17 protein-coding genes and 1 tRNA gene are annotated in these 16428 nt (G+C 63.4%); 7 read left to right on the forward strand and 11 right to left on the reverse strand.

What is annotated here, in order from left to right; genetic code table 11:
- Positions 1 to 18: 18 nt before the first annotated feature.
- From plsX to FGD77_RS16495, 6 genes are all read left to right on the forward strand, one after another.
- Entirely contained in the window at positions 19 to 1194 is a 1176-nt protein-coding gene (gene plsX / locus FGD77_RS16470) for a phosphate acyltransferase PlsX (RefSeq protein ID WP_255011278.1), read from the forward strand.
- Entirely contained in the window at positions 1191 to 2165 is a 975-nt protein-coding gene (locus tag FGD77_RS16475; RefSeq protein WP_255011279.1) for a beta-ketoacyl-ACP synthase III, read from the forward strand. The genes plsX and FGD77_RS16475 overlap by 4 nt, the downstream gene beginning before the upstream one ends.
- Before the next feature lie 112 nt (positions 2166 to 2277).
- Positions 2278 to 2580: an integration host factor subunit alpha gene (ihfA, locus tag FGD77_RS16480; RefSeq protein ID WP_255011280.1), complete on the forward strand. Its 303-nt coding sequence runs from the start codon at positions 2278 to 2280 to the stop codon at positions 2578 to 2580.
- Positions 2581 to 2587: 7 nt separating this feature from the next.
- Positions 2588 to 3520, forward strand: coding sequence for a MerR family transcriptional regulator (locus tag FGD77_RS16485; RefSeq protein WP_255011282.1), 933 nt, complete (start codon positions 2588 to 2590; stop codon positions 3518 to 3520).
- Between the two features lie 67 nt (positions 3521 to 3587).
- A tRNA-Pro gene (locus FGD77_RS16490) sits at positions 3588 to 3664 on the forward strand.
- A gap of 111 nt (positions 3665 to 3775) precedes the next feature.
- Complete coding sequence (locus tag FGD77_RS16495; protein ID WP_255011284.1) at positions 3776 to 4852, forward strand: 2'-deoxycytidine 5'-triphosphate deaminase; 1077 nt, start codon at positions 3776 to 3778, stop codon at positions 4850 to 4852.
- 24 nt (positions 4853 to 4876) lie between these two features.
- On the opposite strand, the gene FGD77_RS16500 is transcribed toward FGD77_RS16495, so the two are convergent.
- From FGD77_RS16500 to FGD77_RS16535, 8 genes are all read right to left on the reverse strand, one after another.
- The gene (locus FGD77_RS16500; protein WP_255011285.1) at positions 4877 to 5077 is read right to left on the reverse strand and encodes a hypothetical protein; all 201 of its coding nucleotides are present in this window, start codon (positions 5075 to 5077) and stop codon (positions 4877 to 4879) included.
- A gap of 66 nt (positions 5078 to 5143) precedes the next feature.
- The gene (gene scpB, locus FGD77_RS16505; protein ID WP_255011287.1) at positions 5144 to 5809 is read right to left on the reverse strand and encodes an SMC-Scp complex subunit ScpB; all 666 of its coding nucleotides are present in this window, start codon (positions 5807 to 5809) and stop codon (positions 5144 to 5146) included.
- Positions 5810 to 5813: 4 nt separating this feature from the next.
- Positions 5814 to 6593, reverse strand: coding sequence for a ScpA family protein (locus tag FGD77_RS16510; RefSeq protein WP_255011289.1), 780 nt, complete (start codon positions 6591 to 6593; stop codon positions 5814 to 5816).
- Positions 6583 to 7593 carry a beta-N-acetylhexosaminidase gene (gene nagZ, locus FGD77_RS16515; protein WP_255011291.1) on the reverse strand — a complete coding sequence of 337 codons (1011 nt, stop codon included), beginning with the start codon at positions 7591 to 7593 and terminating at the stop codon, positions 6583 to 6585. Before nagZ ends, FGD77_RS16510 begins: the two co-directional genes overlap by 11 nt.
- Before the next feature lie 25 nt (positions 7594 to 7618).
- Complete coding sequence (locus FGD77_RS16520; RefSeq protein ID WP_255011292.1) at positions 7619 to 8551, reverse strand: SPOR domain-containing protein; 933 nt, start codon at positions 8549 to 8551, stop codon at positions 7619 to 7621.
- Between the two features lie 80 nt (positions 8552 to 8631).
- Complete coding sequence (gene argS / locus FGD77_RS16525; protein ID WP_255011294.1) at positions 8632 to 10377, reverse strand: arginine--tRNA ligase; 1746 nt, start codon at positions 10375 to 10377, stop codon at positions 8632 to 8634.
- A 51-nt stretch (positions 10378 to 10428) separates the two neighbouring features.
- A complete protein-coding gene (locus tag FGD77_RS16530) occupies positions 10429 to 12387 on the reverse strand; it encodes a sodium:proton antiporter (RefSeq protein ID WP_255011295.1) in 1959 nt (652 codons plus the stop codon).
- 3 nt (positions 12388 to 12390) lie between these two features.
- Positions 12391 to 13590 carry a deoxyguanosinetriphosphate triphosphohydrolase gene (locus FGD77_RS16535; protein ID WP_255011296.1) on the reverse strand — a complete coding sequence of 400 codons (1200 nt, stop codon included), beginning with the start codon at positions 13588 to 13590 and terminating at the stop codon, positions 12391 to 12393.
- A 91-nt stretch (positions 13591 to 13681) separates the two neighbouring features.
- Between FGD77_RS16535 and FGD77_RS16540 the strand changes: the two genes are divergently transcribed.
- Complete coding sequence (locus FGD77_RS16540; RefSeq protein WP_255011297.1) at positions 13682 to 14005, forward strand: iron-sulfur cluster assembly accessory protein; 324 nt, start codon at positions 13682 to 13684, stop codon at positions 14003 to 14005.
- A gap of 35 nt (positions 14006 to 14040) precedes the next feature.
- Here FGD77_RS16540 and FGD77_RS16545 read toward each other — a convergent pair whose 3' ends face one another.
- From FGD77_RS16545 to FGD77_RS16555, 3 genes are read right to left on the reverse strand one after another with little or no spacing between them, the layout of a single operon-like run.
- A complete protein-coding gene (locus FGD77_RS16545) occupies positions 14041 to 14949 on the reverse strand; it encodes a DMT family transporter (protein ID WP_255011299.1) in 909 nt (302 codons plus the stop codon).
- Positions 14946 to 16025 (reverse strand): hypothetical protein, encoded by a 1080-nt coding sequence (locus tag FGD77_RS16550; RefSeq protein WP_255011300.1) that lies wholly within the window; start codon positions 16023 to 16025, stop codon positions 14946 to 14948. The genes FGD77_RS16545 and FGD77_RS16550 overlap by 4 nt, the downstream gene beginning before the upstream one ends.
- A 54-nt stretch (positions 16026 to 16079) precedes the next feature.
- Positions 16080 to 16313 (reverse strand): DUF6749 family protein, encoded by a 234-nt coding sequence (locus tag FGD77_RS16555; protein ID WP_255011301.1) that lies wholly within the window; start codon positions 16311 to 16313, stop codon positions 16080 to 16082.
- Between the last annotated feature and the right edge of the window lie 115 nt (positions 16314 to 16428).

A 16428-nucleotide genomic window follows, 5' to 3' on the forward strand; every position in this document is an offset into this window, starting at 1 on the left:
CAAGGACAGACCGCCCGCATGACCGCGCGTCCAGATATCACACCGGCGGATGCAGCCCATCCCGGCCCATCCGCTGATGGGTCTGGTGCTGCTGCCGCCAACCGCAGGACGGTCATATCCGTCGACGCAATGGGTGGTGACGCGGGGCCTGCCAGCGTTGTTGCAGGCATTGCTGCCAGCGCACAGAAAAATCCTGACATTGCCTTCATCCTGCACGGCCCCAAGGCCGAGCTGGCGCCGCTGGTCGCCCGTCACAGGGAACTTGCGGGATGTTGCGAGCTGCGCGATGCCCCCGGCATCGTCACAATGCAGGACAAGCCCGCCCATGTGGCCCGCCACGGCAAGGATACCTCGATGTGGTCCGCGCTGGAATCGGTGCGCGCAGGCGAGGCGACTGTGTGTGTCTCCTGCGGCAATACCGGCGCACTGATGCTGATGTCGGTTCTGCGCCTGCGCCGCCTGCCGGGCATCTACCGCCCTGCCATCGCCGTGATGTGGCCATCGCGCAATCCTCAGGGGTTCAACCTGCTGATGGATGGCGGCGCAGACATCAGCGCCGATGCCAAGGATCTGATGCAATACGCATTGATGGGCGCCTCTTATGCGCGCAGCGGATTGGGCGTTTCGCGCCCCCGCATCGGCCTGATGAATGTCGGCACCGAAGAGCATAAGGGCCGCTCTGAATTGCGCGAGGCGCATGATCTGATCTCGGCTCACGCACGCGGCGCCGATTTTGATTTCGTCGGCTTCGTGGAAGGGCGCGATCTGCCCGGTGATACCGTGGACGTGATCGTCACAGACGGATTCACCGGCAATGTCGCGCTGAAAACCGGCGAAGGTACCGCGACTCTGATCGCGGATCTTCTTCGCGAGGCGTTCCAGTATTCCATCCTGTCCCGTATCGCGGCATTGCTGGCCTACCCGTCCCTTCGCCGCCTGAAAAAGCGGATCGACCCGCGCCGCGTCAATGGCGGCGTCTTCCTCGGCCTCAACGGCACGGTCGTCAAATCGCACGGCGCAGCGGATGCCACAGGTGTATCGGCAGCCGTCAAATTGGCATTCAAATTGGCCCAGACGGGTTTTTCAGAGAAACTGGCCGAACGCGTGGCCAAAGCTACCTTGATGGCGCAGGATGGCGGTCCGGACGATGACGCACCCGGCCAGAGCGACGCGCCCAATGGAGCCAAGACATGACCAGACGCGCCGTTCCCCTCGGTATCGGCCACTACCTGCCCGACCGCATCGTGCCCAACGCCTATTTCGAGACGCTGGTCGACACGAGCGATGAATGGATTCGCACCCGCTCTGGCATCGAACAACGCCACTTCGCGGCAGACGGCCAGACCACATCCGATCTGGCGACACGCGCGGCGCGTGCGGCACTGGACAATGCCGGGCTGACAGCGGACGACATCGACGGAATCATCGTCGCCACATCGACCCCGGACCTGACGTTTCCGTCGGTCGGCACCATTGTGCAGGCCAATCTGGGCATGACGCGCGGCTTCGGCTTTGACGTTCAGGCGGTTTGCGCGGGCTTCGTCTTTGGTCTGTGCAACGCGAATGCGATGATCGTTTCGGGTCAGGCCGATCGCCTGCTGGTCATTGGCGCCGAAACGTTCAGCCGGATCATGGACTGGACAGACCGCAGCACCTGCGTGCTGTTCGGTGACGGCGCTGGCGCACTGATTCTGGGCGTCGAGGACGGCGTCGGCACATCGCAGGATCGCGGCATTCTGGCGACAGACCTGAATTCGGACGGGCGTTATCGCGATATGCTGTATGTCGATGGCGGTGTGTCCTCTACCGGCACGGTCGGGAAGTTGCGCATGCAGGGCAACCCGCTGTTCCGCCAGGCGGTGGAAAAACTGACGCAAACCGCAGATACCACGCTGGCCCGGGCCGGGCTGAGCGCCGATGACGTCGCATGGATCGTCCCGCACCAGGCCAATATCCGCATCATTCAAGGCACCGCCAAAAAGATGGGGGTTCCGATGGATCGCGTCATTCTGACGGTGCAGGATCACGGCAATACATCCGCTGCATCGATTCCGCTGGCGTTGTCCGTGGGCGTCGCTGATGGGCGGATCAAGCGTGGCGATCTGGTGTTGAGCGAGGCAATCGGCGGAGGCCTGGCGTGGGGGTCTGTCGCGATTCGCTGGTAAATCCGTGTAACCGTGCCCACCAATCCGCTTAAACTGCCCTTTCCAAGTCATTGTAATTGACTCGCAAATTTCTTCCCCACTATGGTTAGGAAAACGCAATCGGGGGATGAAAATGAGTGACAAGACATTGACGCGCATGGATTTGAGCGAAGCGATTTTTCGCGAGGTCGGACTGTCGCGGAACGATTCGTCCCAACTGGTCGAAAGCGTTCTTGAATATATGTCTGATGCGCTGGTCCGCGGCGAGCAGGTGAAAATATCGTCTTTCGGCACGTTTTCGGTACGCGAAAAATCGGCACGTGTGGGCCGCAACCCAAAGACCGGCGAAGAGGTCCCTATCAATCCGCGCCGCGTCCTGACCTTTCGCCCCTCGCATCTGATGAAGGATCGCGTGGCCGCGGGCAACAAACGCTAGGCAGACCATGTCGAAATCCGCAGACGCCTTTCGCACCATCAGCGAAGTCGCAGACTGGCTGGGGGTTCCCGCCCATGTCCTGCGCTTCTGGGAGAGCAAGTTCACTCAGGTGAAGCCGGTCAAACGCGCCGGCGGGCGGCGCTATTACCGCCCTGCGGACATGCAATTGCTGGGCGGTATTCGCAAGCTGCTGCATGACGAGGGCATGACCATCAAGGGCGTACAAAAGGTGATGCGCGAGCATGGCGTGCGCCACGTCGCCGCCATGTCGCCCCCCCTTGATGACGATATCAAAGAGACCATTGCCGGCATCGCACTGAATGTGCCCGAGGTCGAAGAGGCGCGCGGCGCTGTCCTGAGCTTTGACCGGTCCAGGGGCGGCGCGCAGGCCAGCGTTCCTGCAGATGATGCGACACCCAAAGATGTGCAGAAACCCGTGCCCAACGCAGATACGCCCCCCGCGTCCCCCGACACAGCGCCAGAGGCAACAACCGCAGCTGATACCCCTGCCGAACGTCAGGACGAGCAGGCGCCGGATAGCACCGCAGCCACCACGGTCCAACCGGAGCCAGCCGACACCGAAGACACAACAGCACCGGCCCAGGCTGATCTGCCGCGCCCGCCTGCGCCTTCTGCCAGCGCTGACCCAAGTAGCGCCGCCGAGGACGCGGTCGAAATCGCTTCGCCCCCCTCGCAGGACGACGCGCCGACCCTGCAAGACAGCGACGCCGCCACGACTGTGCCGCCCTCGCCCCGCGTCGCGGAAGTCTCTGTACCGGAGGACCTGGACGACAACGTGCCCGCCGCCGCGTCCGCCCTTACCAATTTTGGCACACCGGATCCGGCCATTCTGGTTGCGCAGCACCCTGCCCTGTCCGATCTTGCCGGGCGCATGGCAGACCTGCGCGCGCGTATGGCCGGGGGCGCGGAATCTTCGTGATATCAAGCCTGAAAAAAGGTTTTACCTCTTGTCCCTGCCCGAAAAACAGGTATGACGACCAAATCGTCGGGCTATGGCGCAGTCTGGTAGCGCGTCCGTCTGGGGGACGGAAGGTCGCAGGTTCGAGTCCTGCTAGCCCGACCATTAACACCTTCCCCAACATCCAAAAATCGCACTGCCAGCATCGTTTTCTCCCGCAATTGCAAAGACTGGCCAAGGCGGGTAAACCAGCGCGACTTTCATAGGGGCGCAGCGATGACCGGGGTTCTCTCCAGCCAGCAGATCCAAGGCATGATCGACAGCGGCGCCATTGCCGCCGAGCCCGCCGTCACGCCCGCTCAGATCCAGCCTGCCAGCCTCGATTTACGTCTGGGCCATATCGCCTACCGGGTTCGGGCCTCGTTTCTGGCCGGCGAAGGGCGCAGCGTGGCCGAACGCCTGCGCGAATTTGAGATGCACCGCATCGATCTGACCGCCGGGGCGGTGCTGGAAAAGGGCTGCGTCTATGTTGTTCCGCTGATGGAATCGCTGGCCCTGCCCGCGTCTGTTCAGGCAACGGCCAATGCCAAATCCTCCACCGGGCGGCTGGACCTGTTGACGCGCGCTGTCACCGATGGCGGCGCGGAGTTCGACCGTATCCCGGCGGGCTACAGCGGCCCGCTATACGCCGAGATTTGCCCGCGCTCTTTTTCGGTGCTGGTAAGGCCCGGTATGCGGCTGAACCAAATCCGGTTCAGCACCGGCGACGCGGTGCTGAATGACGCCGATCTGGTCGCGCTGCATGCCTCTGACCGGCTTGTCGACTGCAGCCCTGTCATCAGCGACGGGCTGGGCTTTTCCGTCGATCTGCGGCCAGCCACAGGCACGCTGGTCGGCTACCGCGCCAAACCGCATGCAGGTGTGATTGATCTGGACAATATCGACCATTACGACCAGGCAGATTTCTGGGAGGAAGTGCATACACGCGAGGGGCGGATCATCCTCGATCCCGGCGCATTCTACATTCTGGTCAGCCGCGAATCGGTTCATATCCCCCCGCAATATGCGGCGGAAATGGCGCCCTATCTGGCGATGGTGGGCGAATTTCGCGTGCATTACGCCGGTTTCTTCGATCCCGGATTCGGACACAGCGCCGCTGGCGGTACAGGCTCGCGCGGGGTGCTGGAGGTCCGCTGCCACGAGGCGCCTTTTGTGTTGGAACATGGCCAGATCGTCGGGCGGCTGATCTACGAGCGCATGGATACTGTTCCAGACACGCTATACGGCGCCGACCTCAGCTCGAACTATCAAGGCCAAGGCCTGAAATTATCCAAACACTTCAAATCATTGTAGCCCGAAAGTAACGCGATACCTGCGTTACATCCGCCCCATACGGCGGGCAATCTTCATCGTGCTGCGCGCCCGTTTCTGCGTCTCTTTCGAATTCGGGGCGTCGCCAGTCGGTGACCCGTTGTTCATGCGCTTGCCCACGGCGCCAATACCAGCGTCGATGCCCCTACGCATCAGACGACGCATGATCATGCGCATCGCCATGTTTATCAGTTGATTGGCGTTCATTGCGCCCTCCTTCTTTTCTAATACTTCTACATAACATCAAATCACGATGATTTCAGGGCATCGCGATCACTCTTCGAAAAGTTCGCTCTGATCGCCTTCTTTCAACGGCAAATCATCTTCATCCTCGTCGGATTTCGCACCGGGCATCGACATCGGCGGCAGGCGGCTGTCCAGCAGACCCGCGGCGCGCAGTTCCCTCAATCCCGGCAGATCGCGCGCGGTTTCCAGACCGAAATGCCCAAGAAAAGTATCGGTGACGACGAATGTTACAGGCCGCCCCGGCGTCATCCTGCGCCTGCCAAAGCGGATCCATTCCATGTCGAGCAGTTGATCGACCGTGCCCCGGCTAACCGAAACGCCGCGAATTTCCTCGATCTCGGCGCGTGTCACGGGCTGGTGATAGGCGATGATTGCCAGCGTCTCGATCGCGGCGCGGCTGAGCTTGCGTGTCTCGACAGTCTCGCGCTGCATCAGGTAGCCCAGATCCGGCGCTGTGCGTAGCGCGTAGGCATCCCCGATCCGCACCAACGTGACGCCGCGCCCTTCGTAGCGGCGGCGCAGATGCACCAGCGCCTCGGCCGCATCGCAGCCGGGGGGCAGGCGCGCGTCCAACTCGCGGCTGCTGACCGGCTCGGATGACGCAAAAAGGATCGCTTCGATCATGCGCTCCTGCTCGGCCATGAGCGGTGCATCGAACAGGATTTCACATTCTTTTTCTGATACTTGCGTCACGATGCTAATCCCGCCTTCGAATTTCGATTGGTGCGAAAATTTCGGCCTGGCGCAGTTCGATCCGCCCCTCTTTGGCCAATTCCAACGACGCCGCAAATGTCGAGGCAGCGGCCGAGCGGCGGCGCGCGGGATCGGTGCCGAACCCTTCGGGCAAATAGGTTGAAATGTCCGTCCAGCCCCCGGAAAATCCGATCAGGCTGCGCATCCGCTCCAGCGCCTGCTCGAGCGAGAAGATCGCCTCGCGGTCCATCGCGTAGGGCCGGAATTCATCGCGCGTGCGCGTGCGGGCATAGGCCTGCATCAGGTCCAGAAGCGACGCGGTATAAGTAACGCTGCGCGTGCGCGTGACCGTCTCGGGCTGACCACGGGCAAAGAAGTCACGCCCCAGCTGCCCGCGCGCCATCAGCCGCGCGGCGGCGTCGCGCATGGCCTGAAGCCGCTCTAGCTGAAAGGCCAGATGCGCGGCCAGTTCCTCGCCCGATGGACCCTCCTCATCGGGATCGGGGGGCAGCAGAAGCCGCGATTTCAAAAAGGCCAGCCAAGCAGCCATGACAAGATAATCGGCAGCCAGTTCCAGCCGCAACTGGCGGGCTTGTTCAACAAATTCCAGATATTGGCGGGCCAGTTGCAGAACGCTGATCTTGCGCAGATCCACCTTTTGCGTGCGCCCCAGCGTCAACAGCATGTCCAGCGGGCCCTCGAACCCGTCGACATCGACAATCAGTGCCTCGGCGGCCATCCTGTCGGCAACCGCGCTGCGTGTATGGCCCCAGTCATCTGCCATATGTCAGACCGTCGCACATGGCGGACAGCTTAGCCTCCAGCGCAGAAACATCTACGTCCGAGGGCGTGCGCCGGGCGGCCAGGGCTGCACGGGCGCGGGCCTGTCCTGCATCATCGAGGCGCCCCGCCGCATCAGCAACCGCGCGGCGATCCTCCAGCGTGGCATTGCACAGCAGCGCCACGTCGCAGCCCGCCCCCAGCGATGCGCGCGTGATGTCGGTCAGGCTACCCTTGAGCGCCTTCATCGAGATATCATCGGTCATGATCAGCCCGTCAAAGCCAATCTCGTCGCGGATCAGCTGCATCATGACCGGCGATACGGTGGCCGGGCGGTCGTCTATCGCCCCATAGACCAGATGCGCTGTCATGCCCATCGGTAGATCATTCAGCGCCTCGAACGGCGCAAAGTCGCAGGCGGTCAGCGTGGCCTTGTCCTCGGTCACAACCGGCAGATCCAGATGGCTGTCGGCCTGCGCGCGGCCATGGCCGGGGATGTGTTTCAGCACCGGCAGCACGCCGCCATCCAGCAGGCCATCGGCCACCGCACGGCCCAACAATGCAACGCGCTCCGCGTCCGTGCCATAGCAGCGGTCGCGCAGAAATGCGTGCGTGGATGCGCCCGCCACGTCGACCAGAGGCGCGCAATTGCTGTCGATACCAAGCGCATGAAGTTCGGTCGCGATCAGGCGATAGCGCAGATACATCGCCTCGGCGGCCTGCGGGCCTGCGAGGTCGACATGGTCCATCGGCGCGGGCCACTGGCGCCAGAGCGGCGGGCGCAGGCGCTGCACGCGCCCGCCCTCCTGATCGATGGTGATGGGGGCATCGCGGCCCACCGCCTCGCGCATATCGGCGCACAGGGCACGAACCTGATCGGCGGTGCCGATGTTGCGCCCGAACAGGATAAAGCCGAACGGATCAGCCGAGGCGAAAAAGCGTTTCTCCTCAGCCGTCAGGCGATGGCCCTCGGCATCTAGGATCGTGGCGCCAAAATGCGTCATGCCGTTGCCTTATCTTGCATCACTATCACCGTGTAACAACCGGAATGCACTCTGCTTTTTCCGATACAAGGGCCGAGCAAAAACGCCGCGCATCGGCCAGATCGTCAAATCCCATGGCGCGCAGGCGATAGAAGGTGCGCCCGCCGCTGGTGGCACGCTGGATCACGCGGTCCTTGCCGTCCAGAAATTCCTCGAACCGCTTGCCAAGGCGGTCCCATTCCTCGCGCGCGATCTCTTCGCTGGCAAAGGCGCCCAGCTGGGCAAGGCGGGTTCCCACGGGGATCGTCTCGGGGTCGATATCGCGGACACTCTGCGAGCTCGCGGTGACTGCGGCGGCTCCGCGGATATTGCGCAGATCGGCGGGGCGCGCCCTGGGGCGCAGGGAGGTGGCGACGACGTTTTCATCGTCTGTGCCATCTGCGGCGACATCGCCGACGTCAGGCAGATCCTCCAGCGGGGTGATACTTGCGCCGATCGCCTCCGCAAGGGCAAGCATATCCATCTCATCTTCTGATGACGGGGTAGCTTCGGGTTGAGTATTTGTGACCGACTCTGGTGCATCGCCGCCGGGCAGCGCCGACGTGCGGTCCGGCGGCGCGGGGACGTTGCCCGCCGCGTCCTCGTCGCTCAGATCCAGCGGTGCCGGGGCGAGGATCAGCTGATCGGGCGCTGCCCCTGCCGTGCCCACAGCCGCGACATCATTGACCGACAGCCCTTGGTTCAGCGCCTGCCGCCCGCCCGGATCCTCGGGCTGAATACGCATCGGTCCCTCGGCTGCGCGGATCACCGGCACGCCGCTGACGTCGCGCACCAGCAGCTTGTAGCCCCAGACGCCAAGGCCGATGACCAGCCCGACCGACACGATAGAGCCCAAGGCATAGGTCGCACGCGACAGCGGATGCGCAGGTGCATCCGGGGCACCTGAGGACCGGGATCTATCATCTTGGTGTCGTGACATTCTTCGCCTCTCGTGCACCGATGGGTCGTGCCCACCGGCCTGACTGCTCTGCCTCGCTGTTCGTCCGGCGGTGTGCGGCTCTATCGCATCTCTTCAGCCGGAGTGACGCCCAAGATACCCAAACCTGCGGAAATAACAACGCTTGCAGCCTTGACCAGCGCGATTTTCGCCTGTGTCGTCGCCGGGTCGCCCTCCTGAAGGAACCGCAGTTCGGGCGCGTCATGGCCGCGATTCCACAGCGCATGCACCTCGGATGCCAGATCGTAGAGGTAGAACGCGACGCGGTGCGGCTCGTTCGTGCGCCCGGCGATTTCCACCAGACGCGGCCATTCCGCGATCTTGCGCGCCAGCGCCAGCTCGGCCTCGTGGGCGATCAGGTCCAGATCGGCGGCATTCAGCGCTGCGTCCGACACGTCAATCCCCGCCTCGGTCGCCTTGCGCATCACCGAGCGCACGCGGGCATGGGCGTATTGCACGTAGAACACCGGGTTATCCTTGGACTGCTCCAGCACCTTGTCGAAATCGAAATCGAGCGGCGCGTCGTTCTTGCGGGTCAGCATGACAAAGCGGGTCACATCCGCGCCGACCAGTTCCACCACGTCGCGCAGCGTCACGAAAGTGCCGGCGCGCTTGGACATCTTGAACGGCTCGCCATTCTTCCACAGCTTGACCAGTTGGGTCAGCTTGATCTCCAGCGGCACCTTGCCGTCCGACAGGGCCGAAACGGCGGCCTTCATGCGTTTGACGTAACCACCATGATCGGCGCCGAAGACGTCGATCAGCAGGTCGAACCCGCGCGTCACCTTGTCGTAATGATAGGCGATGTCGGGGGCGAAATAGGTCCAGCTTCCGTCGGATTTCTTGACCGGGCGATCCACGTCGTCGCCATGCGCGCTGGAGCGGAAAAGCGTCTGTTCGCGCGGTTCCCAATCCTCGGGCATCTTGCCCTTTGGCGGCTCCAGAACGCCCTCGTAAATCAACCCCTTGTCGTCCAGTGACTGAATCGCCTTTTCGATCAACCCCGTGCCGTAAAAGGACTTTTCCGAGCTGAACTTGTCCATCTCGACGCCGAGCGATTTCAGATCGGCGCGGATCAGGTCCATCATGGCACCCGTCGCATAGTCGCGCAATTCGTCCAGCCAGACCTCTTCTGGCTGACCGACCCAGGCATCGCCAACCTTGTCTTTTAGTGCCTCGCCGGTCGCGATCAGGTAATCACCGGGATAGGTGCCATCGGGGAAATCGACGGCGCGGCCATGCGCCTCAAGATACCGCAGGTAGACGGACCGGGCCAAAGTGTCGACCTGCGCGCCGCCATCGTTGATGTAGTATTCGCGGGTGACGTCATGGCCGGTGAAATCCAGCAGGCTGGCCAGCGCATCGCCAAAAACCGCGCCCCGCGTGTGGCCGACATGCAAAGGGCCGGTGGGGTTGGCACTGACGTATTCAACGTTGACGCGCCGCCTCTGCCCCATGCCCGAGCGGCCAAAGTCGGTGCCCTTGGCCAGCGCCGCGCCGACGATGGCGCGCCAATTGTCGGGCGCAAGGCGCAGATTCAGAAATCCGGGGCCAGCCACCTCGGCGCTGTCGATGCGGGAATCTTTAGCCAGTTCGGCGGCCAATGCGTCGGCGATGTCGCGCGGTTTCATCCCCGCAGGTTTTGCCAGCACCATGGCGGCATTGGTTGCCATATCGCCATGCGCCGGATCGCGGGGCGGCTCGACCGTGACGTTGGCGCGGTCAAGGCCGGCGGGCAGCGCGCCGACGGTCTCCATCGCACTCAGGGCGTCCAGAACGGCGGCGCGGATATCGGTAAATAGGTTCATGGCGTGGTTTCCTTGCATTCCCGGCCCGGTTTAACACTGCGGCGGCGCGCGTCAATCCGCACTGGTGCTGCGGGGTTTGTCAGCGCTCATGCTGTCGCCCTCTTGCTGTGCTTTTTCGTCGGCCTCCACCTGCGCCTTGTCGGCGGCCTTCTGGGCAACTTTGGCCTCGTCCTCGCTCGCGCCCTTGCGCTCGGCGGCTTCGGCGGCACGTTCACGGCCCGGCGACAGGGCCAGCAGGCGCATGCCGGGGCCCGCCTTGATCTCGGCGTCGCCGGCAATGATGCGCATGTTGCGGCCCGGCGTCAGTTCGGCCAGCGGAACCGAGTCGGGGTTGTCGGCCTGCCAGTCATCCACGCCGTATTCCTCGGTGATGTTGGTGGCGCGAATTTCCCAGCCCTGCCGCATGTGGCGCGCCAGTTCCAGATAGCGCAGGCCGCCCGCAATGCTGCGCCCGCCCAAGGTGGCGGGCAACGCATGGCGCGTCTGTTCCTGCTTGGCGCGTTTCAACTGATAGACATGTTCGCGCCCAAATTCCGGGCCAAGGTCGGTCGCGACCAGTGTGTTGTAGGCGTCATTATCAGACGATGCGATGACGCGCCCAAAGCTGATGAACTCGACGCCATGCTCGGCCCCGTCCGACAGGATGTCACCCACATAGATTGGCAAGCCTTGCTCGCGCGCCGACCGCAGGCGCGCGCGGTTGGCGTCCGCAATCAGCACCGGGATCTCTTCTTTTTGCAATGCGGCGGCAAAGGCGGACGAGAATTGTGAACCGCCGACGAAGATGACCCCAGGCACCTGCCCGCCCGCCAGCCCCAGCGCCTGCCCCATGGGCCGCAAGGTAAAGCCGTGCAGAACCACAGTCGCCGCCACCAGGGCAAACGCCAGCGGCGTCAGAAGGGCCGCATCGGCGATGCCCGCGCTGACCAACCGGTCCGAAAACAGCCCCGCCACCGCCACCAGAACCACGCCGCGCGGGCCGGTAAAAGCAACCAGCAGACGCTCTTTCATCGGGATGTTGGTGAAGGCCAGCGACAGCATCACCGTAACCGGGCGCACCACAAGGATCGTCACTACGATGAACGCCAGCGCAGGCCAGCCCAACAGGCTGAGCCGTTCAATATTCATCGATGCCGCCAGCAGAATGAACACGCCCGACACCAGCAGGACCGTCGCGTGTTCCTTGAACCGGCGCAGTTCAGTATAGCTGGGCAGGTCCGCGTTGGCGATGTAGAAGCCCATGATCGTGACCGCCAGAAGGCCGCTTTCGTGCAGCACGTGATCGGCCAGCGCGAAAACCACCAGTAACGACGCAAACAGGACCGGAACCTTCATGTATTCCGGCACCCTGCCCCGGCGGAAGCCTTCGGACAGAAACCACCCTGCGGCCACGCCCATCATGGTCGCGCCGACGATGCCGACGCTCATGTCCCAGATCGCAGCGCCAAAGGTTTCGCTGGCGTAGACAACCAGCACGACCTCGAACGCCAGAACCGCCGCCAGCGCGCCGATCGGGTCGTTTACGATCGCCTCCCATTGCAACAATTGCGAAGGACGCTTGGCCAGACGCGCGGTGCGCAAGAGTGGCGCGATCACTGTAGGGCCGGTCACGATCATGATCCCGCCAAAGACCGCCGCACTGGCCCAGCTCAGCCCGGCCACATAATGCAACGCCAGCGCCGATCCCAGCCAGCCCACCGGCGCGCCGATCAGCACCAGCCTGCGCACACCCTTGGCCGCCTCGCGCAAGCCGCGCAGGTTCAGCGTCATGCCACCTTCAAAGAGGATGATCGCCACCGCGATACTGATCATCGGCCCCATCAGCGGGCCGATATCACGCTCGGGGTTGAAAATGCCCAGCCCCGGCCCGATGGCCAGCCCCGCCAGCAGCATCAGCACGATGGCCGGCAGCCGCAGCTTCCATGCGACCCACTGGGCCCCGACGCCGATGGCGCCCACCAGCGCGAACGCCATGACGGGCGACATTGCGCCCGCGGTCTCGACAGCCATGGCCTATCCTTCCATTTTTTCGGGCCAGGATCCGGCTCCGCCGCGCCCGCCCAAGTGCCGCGCGTGTTGCGCCAGGGCAAAACGGTCCGTCATCCCTGCAATGTAATCACTAACAAGCCGTGCAAGTTCCGTCGTTGTTTCGGCCGCCCGCACATCGCACTGCCAGCGGCGCGGCAAATGGTCCGGCTGCGCCATGTAGAACGGGAACAGCCCATCGACCACTGCCGTCGCCTGCGCGCGCTGCACCATGACCATCGGCGCGCGATACATCCGCTTGAAAAGAAAGCGGCGCACACCTTGCAAACCCTGCCACAGGCCGGGTGAAAACCGGATGACCGGCTGGCCAAAATGGCGCACGGCGTCGATGTCCGGCAGATCGGCGGCGGCAATGATGCCGCGCGACGCGTCGATCACGTCGCCCACCATCACACCAAACACCCGGCGCAGCGCCTCGTGACGGCGTCGATACCCATCGAGGCCCGGATAGAGCCGATCAACCTCGGCGTAGCACGGGCCGACGATGGGCAGCGCGGCAACCTCGTCCTCGCTGAACAGACCCGCGCGCAGGCCATCATGCAGATCGTGGTTGTTATAGGCGATGTCATCGGCCAGCGCGGCCACCTGCGCCTCGGCCCCGGCATGGGTGTGCAGTTCCAGATCGTGGCAGGCGGCGTATTGGGCCAGCGCATAGGGCAGATCGCCGGTCACAGGACCATTATGCTTGGCCAGCCCCTCCAGCGTCTCCCAGCTGAGGTTCAGGCCGTCGAATTCAGCATAATGCCGCTCCAGCGCCGTGACGATGCGGATCGCCTGCGCGTTGTGGTCAAAGCCGCCGTAGGGCTGCATCAGGCGATGCAACGCGTCCTCGCCGGTATGTCCGAACGGCGTGTGGCCCAGATCATGCGCCAGCGCGACCGCCTCGGTCAGCTCTCCGTTCAGGCCCAGAGCGCCGGATATCGTCCGCGCGACCTGCGCAACCTCGATGGAGTGCGACAGGCGCGTGCGGAAATAATCGCCCTCATGTGCAACGAAGACCTGCGTCTTGTGTTTCAGTCGACGAAACGCGCTGGAGTGGATAATCCGGTCGCGATCACGCTGAAAACACGAGCGAAATGCGCTTTCCTCCTCGGGCACGAGCCGTCCGCGCGATTGGCTGGGCCGCGCGGCAATGGGCGATGGCACGGGCATATGCGACGCGGTCATGGGCGGGCTCCTTGCCGGGTGGTCATCGGGGGCATATATTGCATTTGAAACCGGCGCGAAACATTTCTGCGCCAAACGACGGAGATCCGCGATGAACCTGCCGCCCAAAGTCACCGACCGCGCGTTTGAACGCCTTAGCGAAATCGGGGCAGGCAATCAGGGTCAGGCCCTGCGCGTCGCCGTCGAGGGCGGAGGATGTTCAGGCTTTCAATACGAGATCAAGCTGGACAACCCGGCAGGTGATGATCTGGTGCTGGAAGGTCAGGGCCAGAAGGTGGTGATCGACGCCGTGTCGCTGCCATTCCTGACCGGCGCGGTCATAGATTTCAGCGAAGAGTTGATCGGCGCGCGGTTCGTCATCGAAAATCCGAATGCCAGCAGCAGCTGCGGCTGTGGAACATCATTTTCTATGTAAATCAAGAGCGTGCGCGCCTATCCTGAGGCATTACATCACTCCGCCGTAACGACCCTGCGCATCGTGGCCGCCGGATAGACCTGATCATAGATCAGCCACACCCCCGCCGTGATCACAAGTGTCGCCCCGATATAGATCGCCGCGCCCGGCACCTCGCCGAATATGGCGGCGCCAATGACGACCATCCAGAGGAATTGCAGGTTCATCAGAGGTGTGATCACATAGGCCGGTAGCGCCCGAAATGCGCCGACCAGCAGCCAGCGCGCCGCAAACAAAAGCGCGCCATAGGCGCAGGCCCAGCCCAGATCGGCCCGTCCCATCGGCGCCCAGACAAAGGGCAGCGCGCAGGCCATGACTCCGGCCAGCGCCAAATTCGGCCAGAACACCTGCGCCAGCAGGTTGACGTCACGCGTCCCGATGTACCGCGACGCCATCATTGATATCGTTCCCAACAGCACGGCGGCCAGCGCCACCGCATGGCCGAGGCCAAGACTGCTGATCCCGGCGGGTGCGACCCACAGCAAGCCAACCAGCCCCAGCATCAGCGCACCCCATGCCTGCGGGCGCACCGACTCGCCCAGCACGGGGCCGGACAGGAGCGCTGCGAAAAGCGGGATCATCGCGATGAACAGGAATACTTCGGCAAAGGGTAGCAGGCGGAACGCATGGAAAAACGCGGCGGCGCCCAGCACCGTCGCCGCGCTGCGGATCGCCATGGCGCGCGGGCATGCCGTGCGCACCCCGCGCGGCGCAGGCCCCGCGCGGTCGGCCAGCACCGCCAGCAGCGCGACAATACCGCCCGACAGCGCGAAGAGCTGCGGCGCGGCATAGCTGGCGGCGAACATCTTGGTAATCGCGTCGGCGCCGGAGATCAGCGCCGTATAGCCGATCGTCAGGCCAACCCCGGTCAGGATTGCGGCGCCCCCGGTGCGCGCGGCGATCATGAGCGCGCCTCCGCAATGGGGCGCAGCCCGACACGGGCGAACCCCTCGAAGAACGCGCCAAACTGATCGGTCGATGCCTCTGCCGCAACCAGCGCCGCCTGCGCCTCGCCTGACAGCTGGCCGCACACTTCGGTGCGCATCACCTCCCAATCGGCGGAGCGGCCCGCACCCATGGAATAGATGCACTGCGACAGTTCCCGCAGCGGCGCCGAGGCCGGGCGCGTGCGCGCAAAGGTCAGTCGCCCCCGCGGGACATTATCGCCAAAGCCACCCTGCCCGGCGCGGGACATGAACCAGTTCAGCATCAGGTATTCGTGGTAGTCGTCCTGTAGCCCGTCGCAATCCTTCAATGTAAAAGTGCGGATCTGCTGGGTCAGCCAGAGCTCCCACACCCGGGGTACCGCTTGCCCGGCAAAGCGCAGGGCAAGACAGATTTCGGCCAGAAGGTCGGCGTTGAAATCAAGGAATGCCAGCGTGCCGGCGAACATCAGGCTGGATGTGGTGGCGGCGCAGATCCTCGGATCCTTGCGACCGTATTCTGACAGGTAGAACACGATATGGGTCAACTCATACGCCGCCTTCTTGTTCGGCATGGCGAAGGTTTGCGACCGCGCGGCAAATCGGCGCAACCGCGCGTCCAGCCCATCATCGGCGGGCAGCGGATCAATCCCGCGCCGCGCACACAGGCGCCGCGCCTCTGCGCGTTGCAGATCAGAAAGCTCTGCCTCGGGTAGGCCCTGCTGCGCGACCCATTCGGTCAATGCCGCCCCCTTGTTGCCGGGCGCGCCCAGATCCTCGAGATCAAGGCAGATCGACAACAGAAATCTGTAATACTGCGGAAAGAACTCCATCCGCTGTTCGATATCGTCATGGAATGCCCCGTACACGTCAAGCGCGCCGGGTGCCAGATCGGCGCCGGTCGACTCCAGGATGTTCAGCATCTCGGCGTTTTCCTTGAGCCAGAAAACATCCTCTTGGGTGCGTCGCCCCTGGGCAAAAACCTTGAGCAGGGCCGCCTGACGTGCGGCCTTGCTGTGTTGGCGGAACGGGACGTTGAGCTGGACGATAGTGGTCATGTCTTTGATCTCCAGTGATCAGTCCCGGCCCAAGGCCCCGTTCAGGGTTCAGCCTTAGAGGCTGGATGTAAACATTTCGACAGCGTCACCTTCACGCGCCCGGGCAGCAGGGGCCAGCGATGACGTGAACATTTCCAGCCCTTCACCAAGGCCGGCATCCGCGCTGGTGACAGGGCTCAGCGACGACGTGAACGCCTCGACGGCTGCGCCGTCGTGCAGGTTCATTGCGGCAACGGGCTTGGCGGCGGCTATTGCGGATGTGGATTCTACTTTACGTTGTGCGGACATTATTTCATGTTTCCCAGAATGGCGTTTCAGACCCCTCAAGGCTTTGCACTCAATCCGAGTCTTGCCAAGAGGGTTTTTCAACTTAAAGAAGATATTCCATTCAACCCTTCAATCA

This window comes from Roseovarius sp. M141 (genome assembly GCF_024355225.1).
Lineage (GTDB): Bacteria > Pseudomonadota > Alphaproteobacteria > Rhodobacterales > Rhodobacteraceae > Roseovarius.